We start from the raw sequence: 18,146 nt of genomic DNA on the forward strand, positions 1-18,146 counted from the left end.
GCAGTATTGATACTCAATTACGCTGATAGTCAAGCGCTCTCAGCCTGCATCTCTGCTACTAATTGTTTGCCGCACTTCACGAGTAGACGCTGCACCACATGCATGCGATATTCGCGGCTGGCTCTGACATCCGTCATCGGTGTGACATCTGCAGATAACACCTGTGCCGCCTGCTCAAAACTTGCAACATCAGTAGCTTGACCAATAAGCGCTTGCTGACAGTGCACCGCAAGCAGTGGTATCGCTGCCATGCCACCGAGCCCAAGCTTTGCATTGTCGATAATTGCACCATCTGCTGACACATCAAGCCGCGCCGCAAGCAAGCACGCTGAGATATCATCTTCGTAGCGTTTGCTAATCTTATGGATAAATAAATGCTGATGATCTTGCATCAAAGGAATATGAATAGCGACAATATAACTGCCTGCTTGCAACTTGGTTTTTTTATAATCTAAGAAAAATGCTGATAACGGTATGATTTCATCCGTATAAGACACATGACTTGGCTCTTCACGATTCGGCGCGCAATGACGCAGATGAATTGATGCATCTAGTGCCAAGAGAATCGGTGGTAAATCGCCAATCGGGGATGCGTTAGCTATATTGCCGCCGATGGTGCCCATATTACGAATTTGCGGAGAAGCAATACGCTCAAACACTTGCGCAAAGCGTGGAAAATACTGCTCAAGCACAGGGAGCATTTGCTTGTAACTCATACCAGCCCCTAGCACTAGAGACTGACTTTGAGTTTGTTCGTCAGTCGATGTGTTACTAGTTGCATCTGATAGCGACCAAGACTTTAGCGCCTCAATACCTGAGAGCTGAATAATGACATCATGATCGATTAGATGCTGGGTTACACTCAATCCCAAATCCGTACCACCTGCCCAGATCGTCGCCTGCGGATTAGCTGCTAATATTTGATTAAGCTCGTCTAGTGACTTGGGTATATATAACCGTCGCCCAGCATCATTGAGTGCAGGGGCAATAGCTGTTGACTCTACATTGTCCGACTCGGCTTCAGCTGGCGCATTTGCAGATACTGCTGATTCCTTTGTACTACCCATCGCGTCTGTTGCGAGACTGATAGTCAAGTCTTTCACCGCTGAATGCTCTGCCTCTCTTTTCTGACCGATATCGCTCATCAGTAGGCCTGCCTCGATAATCGGACGATAGCCTGTACAGCGACATAAATTGCCCGATATCGACGCAACCACTTCATCATAGCTCAACTGCTTAGCATCACTCTGATTTGCTGCTTCTGAACTTGTCTGCATACGATTGTTTTCGTAAACGCAAGCCAGTGACATGACAAACCCAGGGGTACAAAAACCACACTGCGACCCGTGACACTCAACCATCGCCTGCTGTGCTGGATGCAGCATAGCGCGCTCTGGATGATGCTCAGGATTGTCCGCCAAGTAGGACGCTGTCATCAGGTGATGACCATCCATCAGCGACACTAGCGTGATACAGGAGTTGATCGTATAAAAAGGAGGTATGACATTTTTTTATCATCATGTTTGGCATCACGCATTTGACTCGCTTGCGGCAGGCGCTGAACCATCACCGTACAAGCACCGCAGTCACCACTGCCGCAGCCCTCTTTAGTATCAGTCTGGCCTTCATGCAATCGCAGATACTCAAGCACTGTCGTATTGGGGTTAAGCTGGGTTAGCTCATGGTATTTTCCATTGAGATAAAAACTAATCATAGCAAGGCTCGGCTAAAATGATAAAGGTAAGTATAAGACTGAAAAATTAGCGGCTTGAGTACTAAATCTAAGCGATTGACTGATATCGTGCTGCAGCTGCTCAAGTACGCTTAGACGTATCCATGAATTTGATACGTTGCGTTTTTTATAATAAATAATGTGATCAAAAATAGCTGTCATTATCCGATGTTTTAGCCAAAGCATCGCACTACTAGATACTTGACTATTTGGTCAGCTTTTCACATATTATCACTATTTTTATTGACAATACAACCCATTCAAATATCTGTCGATACTGCCAAATAATTGACCTGTCAGTAGGCACTCAATATTGTCCATAAGTATTTGCAGCAAGTAATATCCAGTCAAATATAACAAAGGCAAATAAATAGCGATCAGGTTATTTCACCATTGAATAAATAATTTTTTAAAAACAAAGCCAAGCCTCTGTATCTTTTTAAGGTTATATAACAGACCTGTTTTTATATATAATGTCTAAACATGCACATTACTCCTGACTATCTACATTTCTGATGCTAGCCAGACAAGACCTATTACTGGGTGGTATATCGCCTCTGAGATACTATTATGAAGTCACTTACCTCTATTTGTCTGCTGATAGCGTCGCTAATGCTGACTGGTTGTCAACATTTCCAATTTGTTGATAGCCCTATTCCTGTTAAGCCTGTACCGACTAATCTGGTTGCTCCATAAAATGGTTACTCCATAACATTGACATAAAAAAAGCAGACATCAATAGTGTCTGCTTTTTTACTGGAGTAGCCTGTCACCTACTGTGTTATCTAACGCTTACTATCCGCTGGCTGATGTTTAATGATGGTTTTAGCCAAATGATCACCAAACCAAATAGCGGTATCAATATCTCCTTTCCCTGGCGTTTCTTCAGGTGGTCCGTCAAGAGATTGCGTCATCAAACCTAAGAAGCTAGATAGACGGTTGAGATCGTGCGCCTCATGACCCGTCGGCATAAGCGGCAGACCAATCCAATTCATACCATGCTGCATGGCATATAGAGAAATTTGCTGCAACACGGCAAGTTTATCACCGCTCAGACCGCCTGAGTTGGCAAAAGCTGCGGCCCATTTGCCTTCCCACGTGCGGTTGTACCAACGCTTTGAGGTTTCATCCATAAAGGTTTTGAATTCAGCGGTGACGCTGCCCATATATACCGCGCTACCGAAAACCAATAGATCTGCCTGATCTAAGTAATCCCAGTCAATATCATAAATATCAACCGCTTTTGCCTGCGCTTCTGGTAATTGCTGATGTGCCCCTTGTACAATCGCTTCAGCGACACGCTTAGTATGACCATAATTGCTATGGAAAATAACGGCAATCGATACGTTAGGCAAATTATCGGTCAAAGTGGAGGTTGCAGACGATTTAGCAGATGTATTCATATATACTCTAATAATGACAATAAAGGTTAAATAAAAATAATATAGTGTACGAGTGCACAACGACTCAGCGCACTCAATAGGTTCGTTAGTTGTGAGCTGACATCTACGTAGCGGCGCAGCGCACAATCACCAGTGCCATACGTCCCGTGGCAGGCTGCTGCATATGCGTTTGACGACGATAAGAATAATAATGACTATCGGCGTAGCTACAGCTGATAGGTTCTTTACTATCTATCGACACGCCAACGGCTGTTAATTGATCAGCGGCCAGTTTTGGTAAGTTTAGCTTAACTTTATCCGTGTGTACTGTAGCGCAATTCGATAGTTTATCAACTGTCTTATGTAAATGCTGAGTATCGCTATGATTTTCAAGACCATTATCTGAGCACATCACATATAAACTATCAAAATTATCACTATCTGACGCCGTTAGTAATTGATTATCTAAGCAACCAGCCAATAATTGGTCACGGACCTGATGACCAACTTCATAGTTGGCCTGACTGATACACACCCCAATCCAAGCCTGTACGGCGCCTGCATCTGTAAAGCGCTGAGCAGTCTCTTTGATGATACCGCATGCCAGTCCCTGCCAGCCTGCATGAATGGCCGCGATTTTGCCGCTTAAGGGTTGATACAACACAATCGGCACACAATCTGCCGTCATGATCGCCAGTCCACGACCACTTTGCTTGCTAGTTATGGCGTCAGCCGCCATGGGTGTCATGCTCAAAGGCGTCGTATCGACATCATGAATCTGTTTACCATGAATCTGACTGACCCAATGTAAGCTGCTGATAGCCGTATTCTGCTCGTTTTGTGATGGTGCACAAGCTAATTGCTTATTGATAGCCGTCAGCAGGCTCATGCGATTGCCCAATACTTTTGCTGCATCATCATTGACATGCAGGCCGAGGTTTAGCGCACCGTAGTTTGCCTGCCCCACCTGTCCCTGCTGCATGTTGGCATCAGATTCATCAATAAGGTTAGATGCAAAAGCAGCCGTTTGAAAAACAGCCACATCATCCATCTGCGCAAGCAGTATCATTGGGAATTTATCTGTTATCGGAAGCTTGTTTGTCACGACTGCTTCATCCTTTTGTCTGCTGTCTAAAAATTAGCATCCCTACCTCACGATGATAACAACGCCAACTATCCTAAACCCTTTTAAACAGCCGTTTTTTAATGATGGTTACTCATCATCATAACCGTCGCTTAGCACTTCGATGAGCTGTTGCATGTCTTCTGGTAGAGGTGTTGTCACTTCAATATCCTCACCAGTTGCCGGATGCACAAACCCAAGGGTATAAGCGTGTAGCGCTTGACGTGGGAAGTTGCTGATGGCTTGGCGCTGTGCTTCTGTCAAACCTGCTCGCAGTTGACGACGACCACCATAGACACGGTCCCCGACTAGCGGATGGGTCACATGACTCAGATGCACGCGAATCTGGTGCGTACGACCCGTCTCAAGCCCGACATCTAACAGACAGTAGTTGTCATTCAGTGGCGTGACATTTAATAGATGGGTTACCGCTTCACGGCCGGCAGTCATGACTGTCATTTTGGTACGCTGAGTACGATGTCGCCCTATCGGCGCATCAATACGGCGATGACGCAGCAAGCTTGCTTGATCGCCTGCTACCACACACTGATAATGACGATAAACAGATTTGTCTTTTAGCTGCTCCATCAACGCCATTTGAGCCGGTTTGGTTTTACCGATAAGTAGTAATCCAGAGGTATCTTTGTCAATACGGTGTACCAACCCTGCACGCGGCAAGTGATGCTGCTGTGGATAATGGTACAGCAAGGCATTGACCAAAGTGCCTGTCTGATTGCCAGCGCCCGGATGAACCACCATACCGACAGGCTTGTTGATAACCAGTACCTCGTCATCCTCATAGACCACATCGATATCGATATTTTCTGGTTGATCTTCACTGTGCTGCTGCAACGTCGTTGATAGATGTAGGACATCACCTGCTTTGACACGGACTTTGGGTTTTTGCACACTGCCGTTATAGAGTAAGCTACCATCCGTGATCCAACCTTGCAGTTGCACACGAGAGAAGTCTGCAAATACTTGCGAAGCGACTTTATCAATACGTAGGCCAGACTCATCTTCTGTGACAATATGCGTTATATCTACCACCACTGGTACCGCTTGAGCTGCTACTGGCGCTTCATCGTCACCATCATCCATGTCGCTGTCGTCAATTTCTTCATCAATATCGCTATCTTCTTCGAGCAAGTCGTCATTATCAAGAGCCTCATTGTGCTCATCTATTATTTCCTGATTGTCAGGTAGCTCGTTATTACTTGAAACGTTGTTTGGCATTGGTGACTCTTGTGCTGATGAATCATTCTGTGATGATTGATTCGGTGATAAAGGGATGGTCATAGCATTAATATTGATAGTGGATTGATAGACACCCACTTTCCTAACCGTATGTTGTCAGGCAATTTTGAAAATAAAATCATAAAAAACAATAAAAATAGTCGCTTTGAACGTTTGGCTCATATATAAAAGCAAAAATGGGCAAAAAAGTAGCGACAATACTGCGCTAGTGTATCATGTCACGCGCCCAAGCCCTATAAAAGTACATACTATCTGCAAATTTTTGGCACCTCTTACATCCTAGACCTGACTAATTAACTCTCTGGAACATAACATTGCTGTAATTTACTGTATATTTATCCGCAGCAGTGACATTGGATATCGCTCGTGATAGCCGCTCATGGTAAACTGCCTGTAAAATATAGATAGCGAAAAAATAGACGGAGCAAACGTTATTCTATAAAGTATAGCCATGTTTTGCTGTATGCTATGGCACTGTATTTAAAAACGGTCGCTTAGTATTTGTTTTTAATACGGTTGTATTTTATCGACTATGTTTGCCCTAAAAGCCGTTTGAATGTGATTAAATACGCAGGGTCTACTATGGGGTTTTATCAGAGTCCTCTATACCAGATCTACCAAAATACGTCATAACAAAAACCGCATTCGTTAAAAAATGGGTTGCTTTTGCATCGCTGATTGAGAGTTTTCAATCAATCACTGCCATGCTAGGCCGTAGGCTCATTTTTTATCACTAACCTTTTATATCGCATGATAGCGCTGCTGCTATTGTGCGTCTTGTGTCGGAGAAGAAGTATGCAAGCTGTTGGCAATACGTTTATCAAACTGTCCTCAATCACCTTACTTGCGCTGAGCGTCAATCTAGTGGGTTGCCAGACATTCAAAAACCTCACTGGCGCCAAAGATGTCGATGCAGTAGAAACCGCGGAGAAATCAGAGCAAGATTACTATAACGATGCCATTGCTCAAATCGACAAAGGCCGCTATGTCCAAGGCGTTGAAGAGCTGACCAATTTGCGTACCTTTTATCCAACAGGTCAATATGCAGAACAAGCATTGCTCGACATGATGTATGCACAATATCAAAGCGATCAGTATGAGATGGCGGCGGCGAGTGCCGAGCAGTTTATCCGCTTATATCCTTCTAATCCGCAAGTCAGCTACGCCTACTATGTACGCGGCGTTGCCAACATGGAAGGCTCATCTGAGAGCCTAAAGCTATTTAAATTGAACCAAGCGGAACGTGATACGGCGTATCTTCGTATTGCCTTTGCCAATTTCCAAGAGCTTGTGAACAAATACCCAAACAGCCCATATGCGCCAGATGCCGCTCAGCGTATGGTCTTCATCTACAACCAATTTGCCCAAAGTGAGATGAGCGCTGCCAACTGGTATATCGAGCGTGAAGCTTATGTGGCCGCTGTTAACCGTGCCAAATGGGTGTTCCAATACTATCCGCTTAGCGAGTCAGTACCAGATGCTATCGCCGTCTTAGCTTATAGTCATGAAAAACTTGGTCTGACAGATTTGGCAAATGAGTACAAAACCCTATTGCAAATCAATTATCCAAACATGCTGACCAGTAATGGCAACGTAAAATTGAGCACCAAACGTGACCGCTCTTGGCTGAACAAAATTACCTTTGGTAAGCTTGGTCGTTCAGGCCCCACTGACGCGCCAGTTGCAACTGGGGAATATAATGGGGCCACCAAGACTCAAATGATTCGTGATGCAAGCCAGCTAAGACTGGCAAGCGATAATAACGTCAGCGCCGCGCGCGCCGGTGCCAACTCTACTGCAACTAGCAGTAGCAGCAACGGCATCAACATTGGTTTGGGTCTGCCTGAAGCATCCACTGAGCGAGTGACCAGCCAATCAAGTACTGGCTCGACAGCAAGAGAAGCCACTGTTGATCCGCAAAACATCAATCCAACCCGCCGCACTACGCTAGAGGAAGACAATAGCCGTATCCAAGTGGCCCCAGCAGATATCGATATGACTGACGACTGATTACGCCAAGCTGCTTCACTGAGCTGACACCGTCTGTATTTATAAAAATAAGGTCAACATCGCGTTGGCCTTATTTTTCTGTCATCTATATTTTTATCTCACTCATTTATTGTCGGTGTATCAACTTAATTGACCTATGGTAAACTGTTTTTTGTATGAGCATCCCTAACCATATTCTGGAACAACTCAATAGCCAAGCTGACCTAATCAGCATCATTGGTCGGCATACTACGCTCAAACGCGCTGGCAACGAATATAAAGGCTGCTGCCCGTTTCATGGTGAAAAATCCCCATCCTTTTATGTCAATCCACAAAAAAATATCTATCACTGTTTTGGTTGCGGGGTTGGCGGTAATGCCATCAGTTTTTTGCGCGATTATGAAAGCCTTACTTTCATTGAAGCGGTCAATGAGCTATCAAAACAAACAGGTATCGAAGTACCAAAAGAAGAGCAACAAAACGTCAGTTATCAGCGCGGCGCGCCAAAACCTATCGCACCGCCAGCAGCCAATGTGCCTGGCCCAACGATAGAACACAGCAAAGTAAATCAAGGCAGCACAAACCAAGACAGTCATCCAAACAATATCGCCCAAAACGACCAAAGTTACATAGACCAGTCGAGTTATGATGACGCTCAGGGTTACGATAATTTCCCGCCGCTAGACACTTACGAATCAGCACCTTATTCGATGGACTCGTATCCATCAGAGTTGTATTCGTCAAACCATGCGGACGATGGTGGCTATCCGCCAGTATGGCTGACAGAAACTGACGCAGGCATGGATAGTATTGGTATCGATCAGACGTCTGATCAAGATGGCAATTTGTACGATCTGCTAGAGCAAATTCAGCAGTTCTATCAGCGTAATCTACACACTCACCCTCATGCCAAGCAATACTTTTTGTCACGCGGACTCACTGAAGAGACTTTTGAGACTTTTGGTCTTGGCTATGCGCCATTTGGCTGGCAGCATCTTGAGCACCAGTTTCCACAAGATATTGAAGGACTTAAGGCACTAGGGCTCGTGCGCCAATCAGAGTCTGGCCGTGACTACGATCTGCTGCGTGATCGGGTTATTTTTCCTATTCGTGACAACCAAGGTCGCACCATTGGTTTTGGTGGTCGGGCGCTCGACGATGAGATCAAGCCAAAATACATCAACTCCTCAGACTCGCCCGTCTTTCATAAGCAGCATGTACTCTATGGCTATTACGAATCACGGCAGCAGCGTGCTAACGACTGGCTGGTGGTAGAAGGCTATATGGATGTCATTGCTCTCTATCAAGCGGGCATCTATGGGGCGGTCGCCTCGATGGGTACGGCAATCAATGAAAGCCAAATATCGCGGCTATTGACACTCAATCCAACGCTGACTTTGAGTTTTGATGGCGACAGTGCCGGACAAAAAGCCGCTTGGCGGACGCTTGAGGTTGCCTTGCCAGTGCTGGCTGATGACAAAGAACTGCGGTTTTTGACCCTGCCTAACAATCATGATCCTGATACGTTTATCAAAAGTCATGGCAGCGATGCCATGCGTGAGCAAATCAGCCAAGCCATGCCGTTATCTCAGTATATTTTTGCGTATCTGAGTGAGCGCTATGATATGAGTCTGGCTGAAGGCAAAGCCAAGCTCATGTCCCAAGTACGTTCGTTGACGACCGCCTTGCCGAAAGGCAGTAGCTTTCGCTATTTGCTCAATAATGACATTTATCAAAAGCTTGGCGGCAGGCGCAGTCAAAATGTCGAGGCTAAAGATGCGCTGCTAGACTTTGATGGTGATATGACCATCAGCCAACAATTGCAGCTGTGCTTTTTGTTTCAGCCGCGCGCACTCATTGATGACCCTATCGAATCGATTTGGCAACAGTCTGGGCTGACAAGATTACAGCTGCCTGCTCACATACAAAAAAAAGCGGCAAGCGATGCATTGCGCGCAATCGCATGGGAAGACTTGCAAGATGCGGCTTTATTAAATGTTGTCACAACGATTAAGCGGTGCATAAAGTATTTGCCTACCGATGCCAATGCAGCGGCACATTTTGTATTATCAAATCTGGATCAATCCCATCAAGTGACACTAAGCAGTAGCTGGGGCGGATTTTATCGGGCACTAACAGCAAGAAATGTATTGAGTCTCGACGACTTGATCGAGGAGCTTGTCAGCTCACTGCTTGAGCGTAATATAAAAAAGAAGATGCAAGAGCTGATAAAAAACCCTGATCATATCAAGCAAGCGATTGTACGTATGCAGGCCCAGCATTTGAGCAATTGGCTGCGCGCGCAGCATGCCGAACGCTCATCACAGATGGTCACCGTTCAGTCTTAATATTCAATTTCAAATGTCGACCCTTTAAAAGTTTGGCGACCGCCCCCACTACTAATGATTATGCCCGATAGCATGAGTCGCCTCTGAATCATTTGACTGATCATAGAATTAATCAGCAAAAAATGGTCGGTAGCTATCACTAGCTCGTGCTTGACGACGATGGTCTGTGTTAAACTGTGTCGCTGTATATTGACAGCACTGCTTGGTTAATGATTGTGAGCATGCATCTTTAAGCACAAATTTTAGGTATTATTTTACGTATCTGCTTTTAGATACTATTTTGAGTATTAAATTTTAAGTACTATATTTTTTTAGGTACTGTATTGAAGTCTTTTTAGCTTTTCTAATTTTTAGCTGTTTTTTAGCATTGTTATTGTAGTGTTTTGAGCCTTTATTCATATCAACTCATTTTTGATATTATTGACAACCTCTACGCCATATTTTGATCAATCCATTGATAAGATCAACGCAAAGAGCGAGCGATAGCGAGTCACAATATAAAAATGTCCGATGCAAGTAAGCGAGTATTTATGAACGATAAGTCAGTTTCTAAGTCCACATCTCAACTGGCCACCTTAATCCAAATGGGCAAAGAGCAAGGGTATCTTACCTACGCTGAGGTGAATGACCAGCTGCCCGACTCTATTACCGAAAGCGATCAGATCGAAGATATTGTGCAGATGCTAACCGATGTTGGTATCAAAATCTTTGAGTCTGCCCCTGATGCCGATGACATCTTGATGAACGATGATTCAAGTGATGATGACATGGCAGCAGATGAGGCAGCGGCGGTACTCGCCTCTGTTGAGACTGAGCCTGGTCGTACCACTGACCCTGTCCGTATGTATATGCGTGAGATGGGTACAGTTGATCTTCTTACCCGTGAAGGTGAGATCTCCATTGCTAAGCGTATCGAAGAAGGTATTCGTGACGTGCAGCATGCCATGGCATATTGGCCTGGCACCGTACAGTTCGTCCTTGATGAATACCAAAAAGTACAAGATGGCGAAAAAAAGCTATCTGACGTCATCACAGGTTTCTTAGATCCTGAAACCGAAGAAGATAAAATCGCCGCTCAAGAAGCCAAAGATGCGGCAAAAGAAGAGCGTGAGCGCATCAAAGAAGAAAAAGAAAATCCACCCGTTATCAAAGCCAAGGGCAATGCCAAGGCAGCCGCGCTTGACGATGAGGACGACGAAGACGAAGACGACGTGGAAGAGGAAGCGGAAGAAGAAACCAGCGGTCTCGATCCAGAAGAAGTACGTCTGCGTCTAGAAGAGATTGAGCATCTATTTATCAAAGCCAAGCAAGCGCTACTAGATTATGGTCGTGGTAGCGTACAGGCGGATACTGCGTACGCGTTACTTGCTGAGCGCTTCATGATGCTAAAGCTCAATAACCGCTTGTCAGATCAAGTCATGGCGATCATGCACGATGTCTATGATGATGTGCGTAAGCAAGAGCGTCAAATCATGCGCTTGGTGATTCGCCGTGGTCGTATGCCGCGCGAAGAGTTCCGTAAGACCTTCCCTAGCAATGAAACCAATGTGGATTGGCTCATCGAGCGTATCAAAGGTAAGCCTGCATTTGCGGGCACGCTAGAAAAAGTCACCGATGATGTGATCTTATTACAACGTCGTATCCGTGACTATGAGCAGCAGCTTGATATGAAAATCCACGACATGAAAGACGTGGCACGCCGTATGGCCGTTGGTGAGGCAAAAGCGCGCCGCGCCAAAAAAGAAATGGTTGAGGCCAACTTGCGTCTGGTGATTTCTATTGCCAAAAAATACACCAACCGTGGCCTACAGTTCTTGGATCTGATCCAAGAAGGTAATATCGGTCTGATGAAAGCGGTTGATAAGTTTGAGTATCGCCGTGGTTATAAGTTCTCAACGTATGCCACATGGTGGATTCGTCAGGCAATCACGCGCTCTATCGCTGACCAAGCACGTACCATTCGTATCCCTGTGCATATGATTGAGACCATCAACAAGATCAACCGTGTCTCACGTCAGCTGCTACAAGAGATGGGCCGCGAGCCAACGCCTGAGGAATTAGGCGAACGTCTAGAGATGGACGAAGTCAAAGTCCGTAAGGTGCTCAAGATCGCTAAAGAGCCTATCTCTATGGAGACGCCTATCGGTGATGATGAAGATTCACACCTAGGTGACTTCATCGAAGATGGTACGATCTCAAGCCCTGTCGACGATGCAACGTCTGCTGGACTACAAGAAGCCACTCGTGATGTACTCGGTAATCTAACTGAGCGTGAAGCCCGTGTATTAAAGATGCGTTTTGGTATCGATATGCCAACCGACCACACACTTGAAGAAGTTGGTAAGCAGTTCGATGTCACCCGTGAACGTATCCGTCAGATTGAGGCAAAAGCACTACGTAAATTGCGTCATCCCTCACGTTCTGAGCATTTACGTTCTTTCCTTGAAAATGACTAATATTTAATGAAGCTAAATAAAAAAGCCGAGTTTATCTCGGCTTTTTTGTGTTCGTTAATCTATGTTATCAATGCGCGCCTAAATTTTGCTCAGCATCTGGTTTGTCATGCGCACCGAAATTGTCTATCATCGTCTGGCTTACCTCGTTCAAACCAATAAGCTCTACCTCAGTGCCTTCACGGCGAAATTTGATAATGACTTTATCAATCGCAGCGATTGCTATCACATCCCAAAAATGTGCTCGTGACACGTCAATAACTACTTTAGAGACAGACTCTTTAATATCAAAGGATTCAGTCATACGCTCTGCTGACGAAAAGAATAGGCGAGGATTTAACTTTTTGGCTATCCCAATTACCGAGCTTAAGTGACCACCCTACTTCTTAGTTTGAATAAATTTATAGTCTTTTGGGCTTTACAGATCTTGATTCTGTATTAGAATTACACGAGACATTGAATAGTGTCTCCATATACCCCATCGCTAGGAAGCTGACATGATTGTCCGGCAAACACCCCACCCGTTTAAGATATTTTTTGCGCTGCGCGGTTCAATCATTCCAAAAATATATCCGCAGCTGCTATTGGTTACCATCCTTAGTACAGCCATTACCATTATTCAACACTGGATTCCTGACTCTTTTCCTTATTATGGTATCGCCACTTTTACCTTATTGGGCATCGCATTATCGCTGTTTTTGGGATTTCGAAATAACGCCAGCTATCAGCGTTGGTGGGAAGCACGGATGCTATGGGGCCAGTTGGTATATGATGCTCGCAGCTTAACGCGCCAAGTTCTATCCTTTATAGATGATGACAACGAGCATGGTCGTGAGACTCAGCGCACCATGGTATATCTGACCATTGCTTTTGCACATGCTGTACGCCACAGGCTGCGTGGTACGCAACCTTGGGCGGATATTAAGCCTTTTGTCACAGCGGTAGATCATGATGGTATGCATCAAGCAAAAAATGTCCCTGACCATATAATGCGCCTCATGGGTAAGCATCTCGGCGATATTCGGCGGCAAGGACTGGTCTCAGAGCAAGTCATCCAAAACATGGATGAGCGCCTGACTTCTATGACGATTGTCTTGGCAGCGTGTGAGCGTATTCTCAACACACCGCTACCTTTTGCTTATATGCTGCTGGTACATCGTACGACCTACCTGTATTGCATCATGCTGCCTTTTGGCTTGGTCGCCTCGCTTGGTTGGGCAACGCCCTTGGTTTGTGCCGTGATTGCTTATACCTTTTTTGGGCTAGATACACTGAGCGAAGAGTTAGAAGAGCCGTTTGGTTTGGCAGCCAACCAACTTCCATTGACGGCATTGTCCCGCACTATCGAGATCAATCTGCGAGAAGCATTAGGAGAGACCAATCTGCCGACTGATATTATGCCTATTGATGGTTATTTGCCGTAAATATTGCCGTCATCTAAGCGCCATACAATAAACGAGCGGCAAACGTAACTTGAATAATCTACCGCACGCCACTATAAACAGTAGACAACGACACCGTGGGTAAACCCCCTACGCTAACCCACTGGCTCATTCTGATCTATTCAAAAATATTACCTATAAAAACACTGAGCCAGTCTCAGATTTTTGATGTCATTACAGTCAGTATCATTTCAATCAAATATCCATATCAGCTGGTGTTTTATACCAGTTATTTATCTATAAAAGTGAGGCTTGCCATCATGAGTGATGATCCAAAAGACAATAGCAATCAAAACACTGATCAAACGTCCAAAAAAGAAGTCAGCATGACGGATATGACGCCCAATGACGGCGTCTTAAAAGGCAAAAAAACAGACATTCAAAATCCTGAGCTTTGGGAGTTCCCGATGAACTACCCACTCAGCATCATTGGTCATGAAGGCGAGCACGAGAGCTTGCTTAATGAAATCAAGCTCATCTTGGGCAGTCAGTTCCCTGATTTTGATTTGGCCTCTATCGAGGTAAAACCTTCTAGAACAGGTCGCTTTCATTCAGCCCGCGTTAATTTATATCTGACAGAGGCCGATCAAGTAAACAAGCTTTATGCGTCTCTTGATAATGCCAAAACGGTTCGCATGGTTTTATAAATCGTTCAGGCAGGTTTAGCACCTTTTTAGTCCAGATCGTCACTCACTAGTAATAACATATGGGTGGCGATTTTTTGTGGTTTGATGTACAATCTGCGCCCGCATTATTGCCGCCACGATGATGGTTATCAGGCGACAATCGCTGAGAAAATAAAAAGCAAATGGCCGCACTATTTTTACAAAAAATTTATGATCGACCTCATTTGCGCCTAACCCTTATCCCATCGTCCTTTGCCAAAATTTGGACCGTCTACAACGTTGTAGCAACATAGTTTTATCCTAAAATCAATATAGTATTTTCAAAATTTTCCCGCTATATTGTGCCTACCGATTAAGAAAAACGCTACATGTAGTACTCAGTGATCTTTGCTATCACTATGGGTAGTGGCTGCTTGTTGCCAAAAAACTGCTGCTACCATCGACTACAATCGCGTCATAAAGAATGTCTGCCGCTCCTTTGGCGCGCAGCATCACTATAAGCAATCAAAATAGAGGCTAACATGACACATATTGATAAAATCCAAGTAACCAAACGTGATGGACGTTTAGAGCCTATTAATTTAGACAAAATTCATAAGGTAATAGCGTGGGCGGCTGATGGCTTGGACAATGTGTCGGTATCGCAAGTTGAATTAAAATCCCATATCCAGTTCTATGAAGGTATCAAGACTCGTGATATTCACGAAACCATTATCAAATCAGCCGCCGACCTCATCTCAGAGGACACGCCTGACTATCAATATCTCGCCGCGCGCTTGGCGATCTTCCATCTGCGTAAGATTGCTTATAACCAGTTTGAGCCGCCGCACCTGTATGATCACGTCAAAACGCTAACCGACGCTGGCAAATATGATGAGCATATCCTAGCGGACTACAGCCGTGCAGAATTTGATGAGCTAGAAGAATACCTTGACCACTGGCGTGATATGAACCTTGCCTATGCAGCGGTTGAGCAAATGGCAGGCAAGTACCTCGTACAAGATCGCGTCACCAAGCGCGTTTATGAAAGCCCGCAATTTTTGTATATGCTGGTCGGTATGTGCCTGTTTGCCAACTACGACAAGGCCAGCCGCTTAAGCTATGTCAAACGCTTTTATGATGCGACCTCACAGTTTAAGATTTCCCTACCGACGCCTATCATGTCGGGTGTACGTACGCCATCGCGCCAGTTTAGCTCGTGCGTACTGATCGAATGTGGTGACAGCCTAGACTCAATCAACGCGACCACCAGCGCCATCGTACGCTATGTATCACAGCGCGCTGGTATCGGCATCAACGCAGGTCGTATCCGCGCCCTTGGTAGCCCTATCCGTGGCGGTGAAGCGCAGCACACTGGCTGTATCCCATTTTATAAACTGTTCCAAACAGCGGTGAAATGTTGCTCACAAGGGGGCGTCCGTGGCGGTGCTGCGACCCTATTTTACCCATTATGGCATTTGGAAGTTGAGTCATTACTGGTACTCAAAAACAACCGCGGCGTCGAAGACAACCGTGTCCGTCATATGGACTACGGCGTACAATTAAACAAAACGATGTACACGCGCCTCATCAAAGGGCAAGACATCTCGCTATTTTCACCAAGTGACACGCCAGGCCTATATGATGCGTTCTTTGAAGACCAAGACAAATTCGAAGAGCTATATACCAAGTACGAAAATGATCCTAACATCCGTAGCCGTCAAATCCCAGCTGCTGATTTGTTCAGCCTAATGATGCAAGAGCGCGCCAGCACAGGTCGTATCTATATCCAAAACGTCGATCATTGCAACACCCATAGCCCATTTGACGCGGCCATTGCGCCGATTCGCCAGTCAAACCTATGTATGGAAATCGCGCTACCGACTAAGCCACTGGATAACATCAATGACGAAGAAGGCGAAATCGCCCTTTGTACGCTATCAGCGGTCAACTTGGGTAAAGTCGAGAGCGTCAGCGATATCGAAGAGCCAGCCGAGCTGATCGTGCGTGCACTTGATGCCCTGCTCGACTACCAAGACTATCCCGTAAAAGCCGCCGAAAACGGCAGCATGCGTCGCCGTACGCTTGGTGTAGGCGTAATCAACTATGCTTACTACTTGGCTAAGAATGGCGCACGCTATTCTGACGACAGCGCGCTTGGTCTGACCCATCAGACGTTTGAAGCATTGCAGTATTACCTGTTAAGAGCGTCAAACAAATTGGCAAAAGAGCAAGGTGCGTGCCCTGCCTTTAATGAGACTACTTACTCGCAAGGTATCTTGCCGATTGATACGTACAAAGCCGACTTGGACAAAATCTGCCAAGAGCCGCTACATCTAGACTGGGAAACGCTACGTAGGGATATCACTGAGCACGGTCTACGCAACTCTACCCTAACCGCCTTGATGCCGTCTGAGACCTCAAGTCAGATCGCCAACGCCACCAACGGTATCGAGCCACCACGTGGTCTGGTCTCTATCAAAGCCTCAAAAGATGGCATCCTAAAGCAAGTCGTGCCTGAGATTACTACCCTAAAAGATCAGTACGAGCTACTATGGCAAATGCCAAACAATGACGGTTACCTAAAGCTGGTCGCTATCATGCAAAAATTCGTCGATCAAAGTATCTCTGCCAATACCAACTACGATCCTGTTCGTTATGAAGGTGGCCGTGTACCGATGAAGATATTGCTAAAAGACTTACTAAACGCTTATAAAATGGGTGTGAAGACGTTGTACTACCATAACACTCGTGATGGTGCGAACGATGCCCAAGCGGATATGGAAGATGATTGTGCTGGCGGTGCATGTAAAATTTAAGTTATTGATATATGGCGGGTTTGGCTTTTGGGTTAAATCCGCTTACTAGTGTTAAATAAAGATCATATGGAGTTGTCAATGAAGTTACCTACTGATCAAAGTATTGATATTCCTAATGATGATATTTATTTAAACGATAAACTTAGTCGTGAACTTGAAGTGCTAAACATTGTCGAATTGATAACAAAGCTATCTAACCCCTGCACTATCGCCGTAGATAGCTCATGGGGAACCGGAAAAACAACTTTCCTAAGGTTTTTGCAAGCTGAATTACAGCAGAGAGATATTAAGGTCTCTTATTTTAATGCTTGGGAAAAAGATTTTGATAAAGAACCTTTTTTATTGATAGTAAATCACATAGTTAGTAAATTTTCAGAGAAGGAAAGTGATGTTAGGGAAATAAAAAAAAGGTGGTGTTCTAAAAAGTATGCTGACATCAGACATAGCCATAATTGATATAAAAGAATACCAAATCAAACACCTTAAAGTGGTTATCAAACTTCTTTGAGAAGCAGCAGGTCTTTCGAACGGCTCGTCGCAATCGGTGCCTAAGGCGACAGTTATTACCTTCTATGCCTACCGTATGCTGCTTGCCGATTTGTTTCTTGTCAGGCTTGAATGCGGTTATAAAGCTATCCCAGTTATCCATGCTAATAGAGCCATAGCTGACTTTCAGTTGTTTAAGACGGGCTCTTAGCTTCTTAGCTGTTTTCAGGTCACGTTTGCCCCAGACATAAGCGACAATCTCATTGGTAGCGCGGTCATAAGCATAAATAAGCCAAACTTTACGCTTCTTGCGATACACGTAAGTCCAAAACTCATCAACCTCTAAGCGTTCATAATAGCGCTTCTTAGGCGCAATCTTATAAACAGATGAGCCTATGGTGCTAAGCACTTTACCAATGCTAACTGAGGCTATAATAGCAATGTCTCTAATGCCACAGCCTCTCACTGTCATTAGCCGTATTTTATCTTCTATTCTAGAGTGACAGCCGT

The 18,146-nt window shown here is 45.1% G+C and carries 13 protein-coding genes and 1 pseudogene; 7 read left to right on the forward strand and 7 right to left on the reverse strand.

All coding sequences use genetic code 11. From position 1 onward, the window contains the following. Positions 1–29: 29 nt before the first annotated feature. The 5 genes from L0G63_RS07590 to L0G63_RS07610 all read right to left on the reverse strand — a co-directional run bounded on the left by L0G63_RS07590 (position 30) and on the right by L0G63_RS07610 (position 5,536). A complete protein-coding gene (locus tag L0G63_RS07590; RefSeq protein WP_301450094.1) occupies positions 30–1,436 on the reverse strand; it encodes an FAD binding domain-containing protein in 1,407 nt (468 codons plus the stop codon). Positions 1,437–1,462: 26 nt separating this feature from the next. Further along, positions 1,463–1,714, reverse strand: coding sequence for a 2Fe-2S iron-sulfur cluster-binding protein (locus tag L0G63_RS07595; protein WP_301450095.1), 252 nt, complete (start codon positions 1,712–1,714; stop codon positions 1,463–1,465). Positions 1,715–2,517: 803 nt separating this feature from the next. Next, positions 2,518–3,135 carry a flavodoxin family protein gene (locus L0G63_RS07600; protein ID WP_301450096.1) on the reverse strand — a complete coding sequence of 206 codons (618 nt, stop codon included), beginning with the start codon at positions 3,133–3,135 and terminating at the stop codon, positions 2,518–2,520. Positions 3,136–3,238: 103 nt separating this feature from the next. Beyond that, positions 3,239–4,219: a polyphenol oxidase family protein gene (locus tag L0G63_RS07605; protein ID WP_301450097.1), complete on the reverse strand. Its 981-nt coding sequence runs from the start codon at positions 4,217–4,219 to the stop codon at positions 3,239–3,241. A gap of 108 nt (positions 4,220–4,327) precedes the next feature. Then, entirely contained in the window at positions 4,328–5,536 is a 1,209-nt protein-coding gene (locus L0G63_RS07610; RefSeq protein WP_301450098.1) for an RluA family pseudouridine synthase, read from the reverse strand. A 753-nt stretch (positions 5,537–6,289) separates the two neighbouring features. Here L0G63_RS07610 and L0G63_RS07615 point away from each other — a divergent pair. From L0G63_RS07615 to rpoD, 3 genes are all read left to right on the forward strand, one after another. Beyond that, positions 6,290–7,504 (forward strand): outer membrane protein assembly factor BamD, encoded by a 1,215-nt coding sequence (locus L0G63_RS07615; RefSeq protein WP_301450099.1) that lies wholly within the window; start codon positions 6,290–6,292, stop codon positions 7,502–7,504. Positions 7,505–7,659: 155 nt separating this feature from the next. Beyond that, positions 7,660–9,831 (forward strand): DNA primase, encoded by a 2,172-nt coding sequence (locus L0G63_RS07620; RefSeq protein ID WP_301450100.1) that lies wholly within the window; start codon positions 7,660–7,662, stop codon positions 9,829–9,831. 530 nt (positions 9,832–10,361) lie between these two features. Next, positions 10,362–12,287: an RNA polymerase sigma factor RpoD gene (gene rpoD, locus L0G63_RS07625; RefSeq protein WP_301450101.1), complete on the forward strand. Its 1,926-nt coding sequence runs from the start codon at positions 10,362–10,364 to the stop codon at positions 12,285–12,287. 67 nt (positions 12,288–12,354) lie between these two features. Here the strand turns inward: rpoD and L0G63_RS07630 are convergent. Beyond that, positions 12,355–12,615: pseudogene (locus L0G63_RS07630) on the reverse strand (STAS domain-containing protein); the annotation flags it as partial. 166 nt (positions 12,616–12,781) lie between these two features. On the opposite strand from L0G63_RS07630, the gene L0G63_RS07635 reads away from it, so the two are divergent. The 4 genes from L0G63_RS07635 to L0G63_RS07650 all read left to right on the forward strand — a co-directional run bounded on the left by L0G63_RS07635 (position 12,782) and on the right by L0G63_RS07650 (position 17,606). Next, positions 12,782–13,708, forward strand: coding sequence for a bestrophin family protein (locus L0G63_RS07635; RefSeq protein ID WP_301450102.1), 927 nt, complete (start codon positions 12,782–12,784; stop codon positions 13,706–13,708). A gap of 344 nt (positions 13,709–14,052) precedes the next feature. Then, positions 14,053–14,373: a YbeD family protein gene (locus L0G63_RS07640; RefSeq protein ID WP_075106219.1), complete on the forward strand. Its 321-nt coding sequence runs from the start codon at positions 14,053–14,055 to the stop codon at positions 14,371–14,373. Between the two features lie 500 nt (positions 14,374–14,873). Continuing rightward, positions 14,874–17,150, forward strand: a complete 2,277-nt coding sequence (gene nrdA / locus L0G63_RS07645; RefSeq protein WP_301450103.1) for a class 1a ribonucleoside-diphosphate reductase subunit alpha — start codon at positions 14,874–14,876, stop codon at positions 17,148–17,150. A gap of 78 nt (positions 17,151–17,228) precedes the next feature. Next, a complete protein-coding gene (locus L0G63_RS07650; RefSeq protein ID WP_301450104.1) occupies positions 17,229–17,606 on the forward strand; it encodes a P-loop NTPase fold protein in 378 nt (125 codons plus the stop codon). On the opposite strand, the gene L0G63_RS07655 is transcribed toward L0G63_RS07650, so the two are convergent. Next, positions 17,587–18,146: IS1 family transposase (locus L0G63_RS07655; protein ID WP_301450105.1), on the reverse strand; the 560-nt coding region annotated here is incomplete at its 5' end. The two genes, L0G63_RS07650 and L0G63_RS07655, sit on opposite strands and share 20 nt — an antisense overlap.

This window comes from Psychrobacter sp., from assembly GCF_030454045.1.
Lineage (GTDB): Bacteria > Pseudomonadota > Gammaproteobacteria > Pseudomonadales > Moraxellaceae > Psychrobacter.

What these genes read in the sequence shown, in the direction of transcription:
- L0G63_RS07610 (WP_301450098.1), bottom strand. Translation starts at nt 5,536, where the DNA reads ATGACCATCCCTTTATCACCGAATCAATCATCACAGAATGATTCATCA.
- L0G63_RS07650 (WP_301450104.1), top strand. Translation starts at nt 17,229, where the DNA reads ATGAAGTTACCTACTGATCAAAGTATTGATATTCCTAATGATGATATT.
- L0G63_RS07635 (WP_301450102.1), top strand. Translation starts at nt 12,782, where the DNA reads ATGATTGTCCGGCAAACACCCCACCCGTTTAAGATATTTTTTGCGCTG.
- L0G63_RS07640 (WP_075106219.1), top strand. Translation starts at nt 14,053, where the DNA reads ATGACGGATATGACGCCCAATGACGGCGTCTTAAAAGGCAAAAAAACA.
- nrdA (WP_301450103.1), top strand. Translation starts at nt 14,874, where the DNA reads ATGACACATATTGATAAAATCCAAGTAACCAAACGTGATGGACGTTTA.
- L0G63_RS07595 (WP_301450095.1), bottom strand. Translation starts at nt 1,714, where the DNA reads ATGATTAGTTTTTATCTCAATGGAAAATACCATGAGCTAACCCAGCTT.
- L0G63_RS07620 (WP_301450100.1), top strand. Translation starts at nt 7,660, where the DNA reads ATGAGCATCCCTAACCATATTCTGGAACAACTCAATAGCCAAGCTGAC.
- L0G63_RS07590 (WP_301450094.1), bottom strand. Translation starts at nt 1,436, where the DNA reads ATGACAGCGTCCTACTTGGCGGACAATCCTGAGCATCATCCAGAGCGC.
- rpoD (WP_301450101.1), top strand. Translation starts at nt 10,362, where the DNA reads ATGAACGATAAGTCAGTTTCTAAGTCCACATCTCAACTGGCCACCTTA.
- L0G63_RS07600 (WP_301450096.1), bottom strand. Translation starts at nt 3,135, where the DNA reads ATGAATACATCTGCTAAATCGTCTGCAACCTCCACTTTGACCGATAAT.
- L0G63_RS07615 (WP_301450099.1), top strand. Translation starts at nt 6,290, where the DNA reads ATGCAAGCTGTTGGCAATACGTTTATCAAACTGTCCTCAATCACCTTA.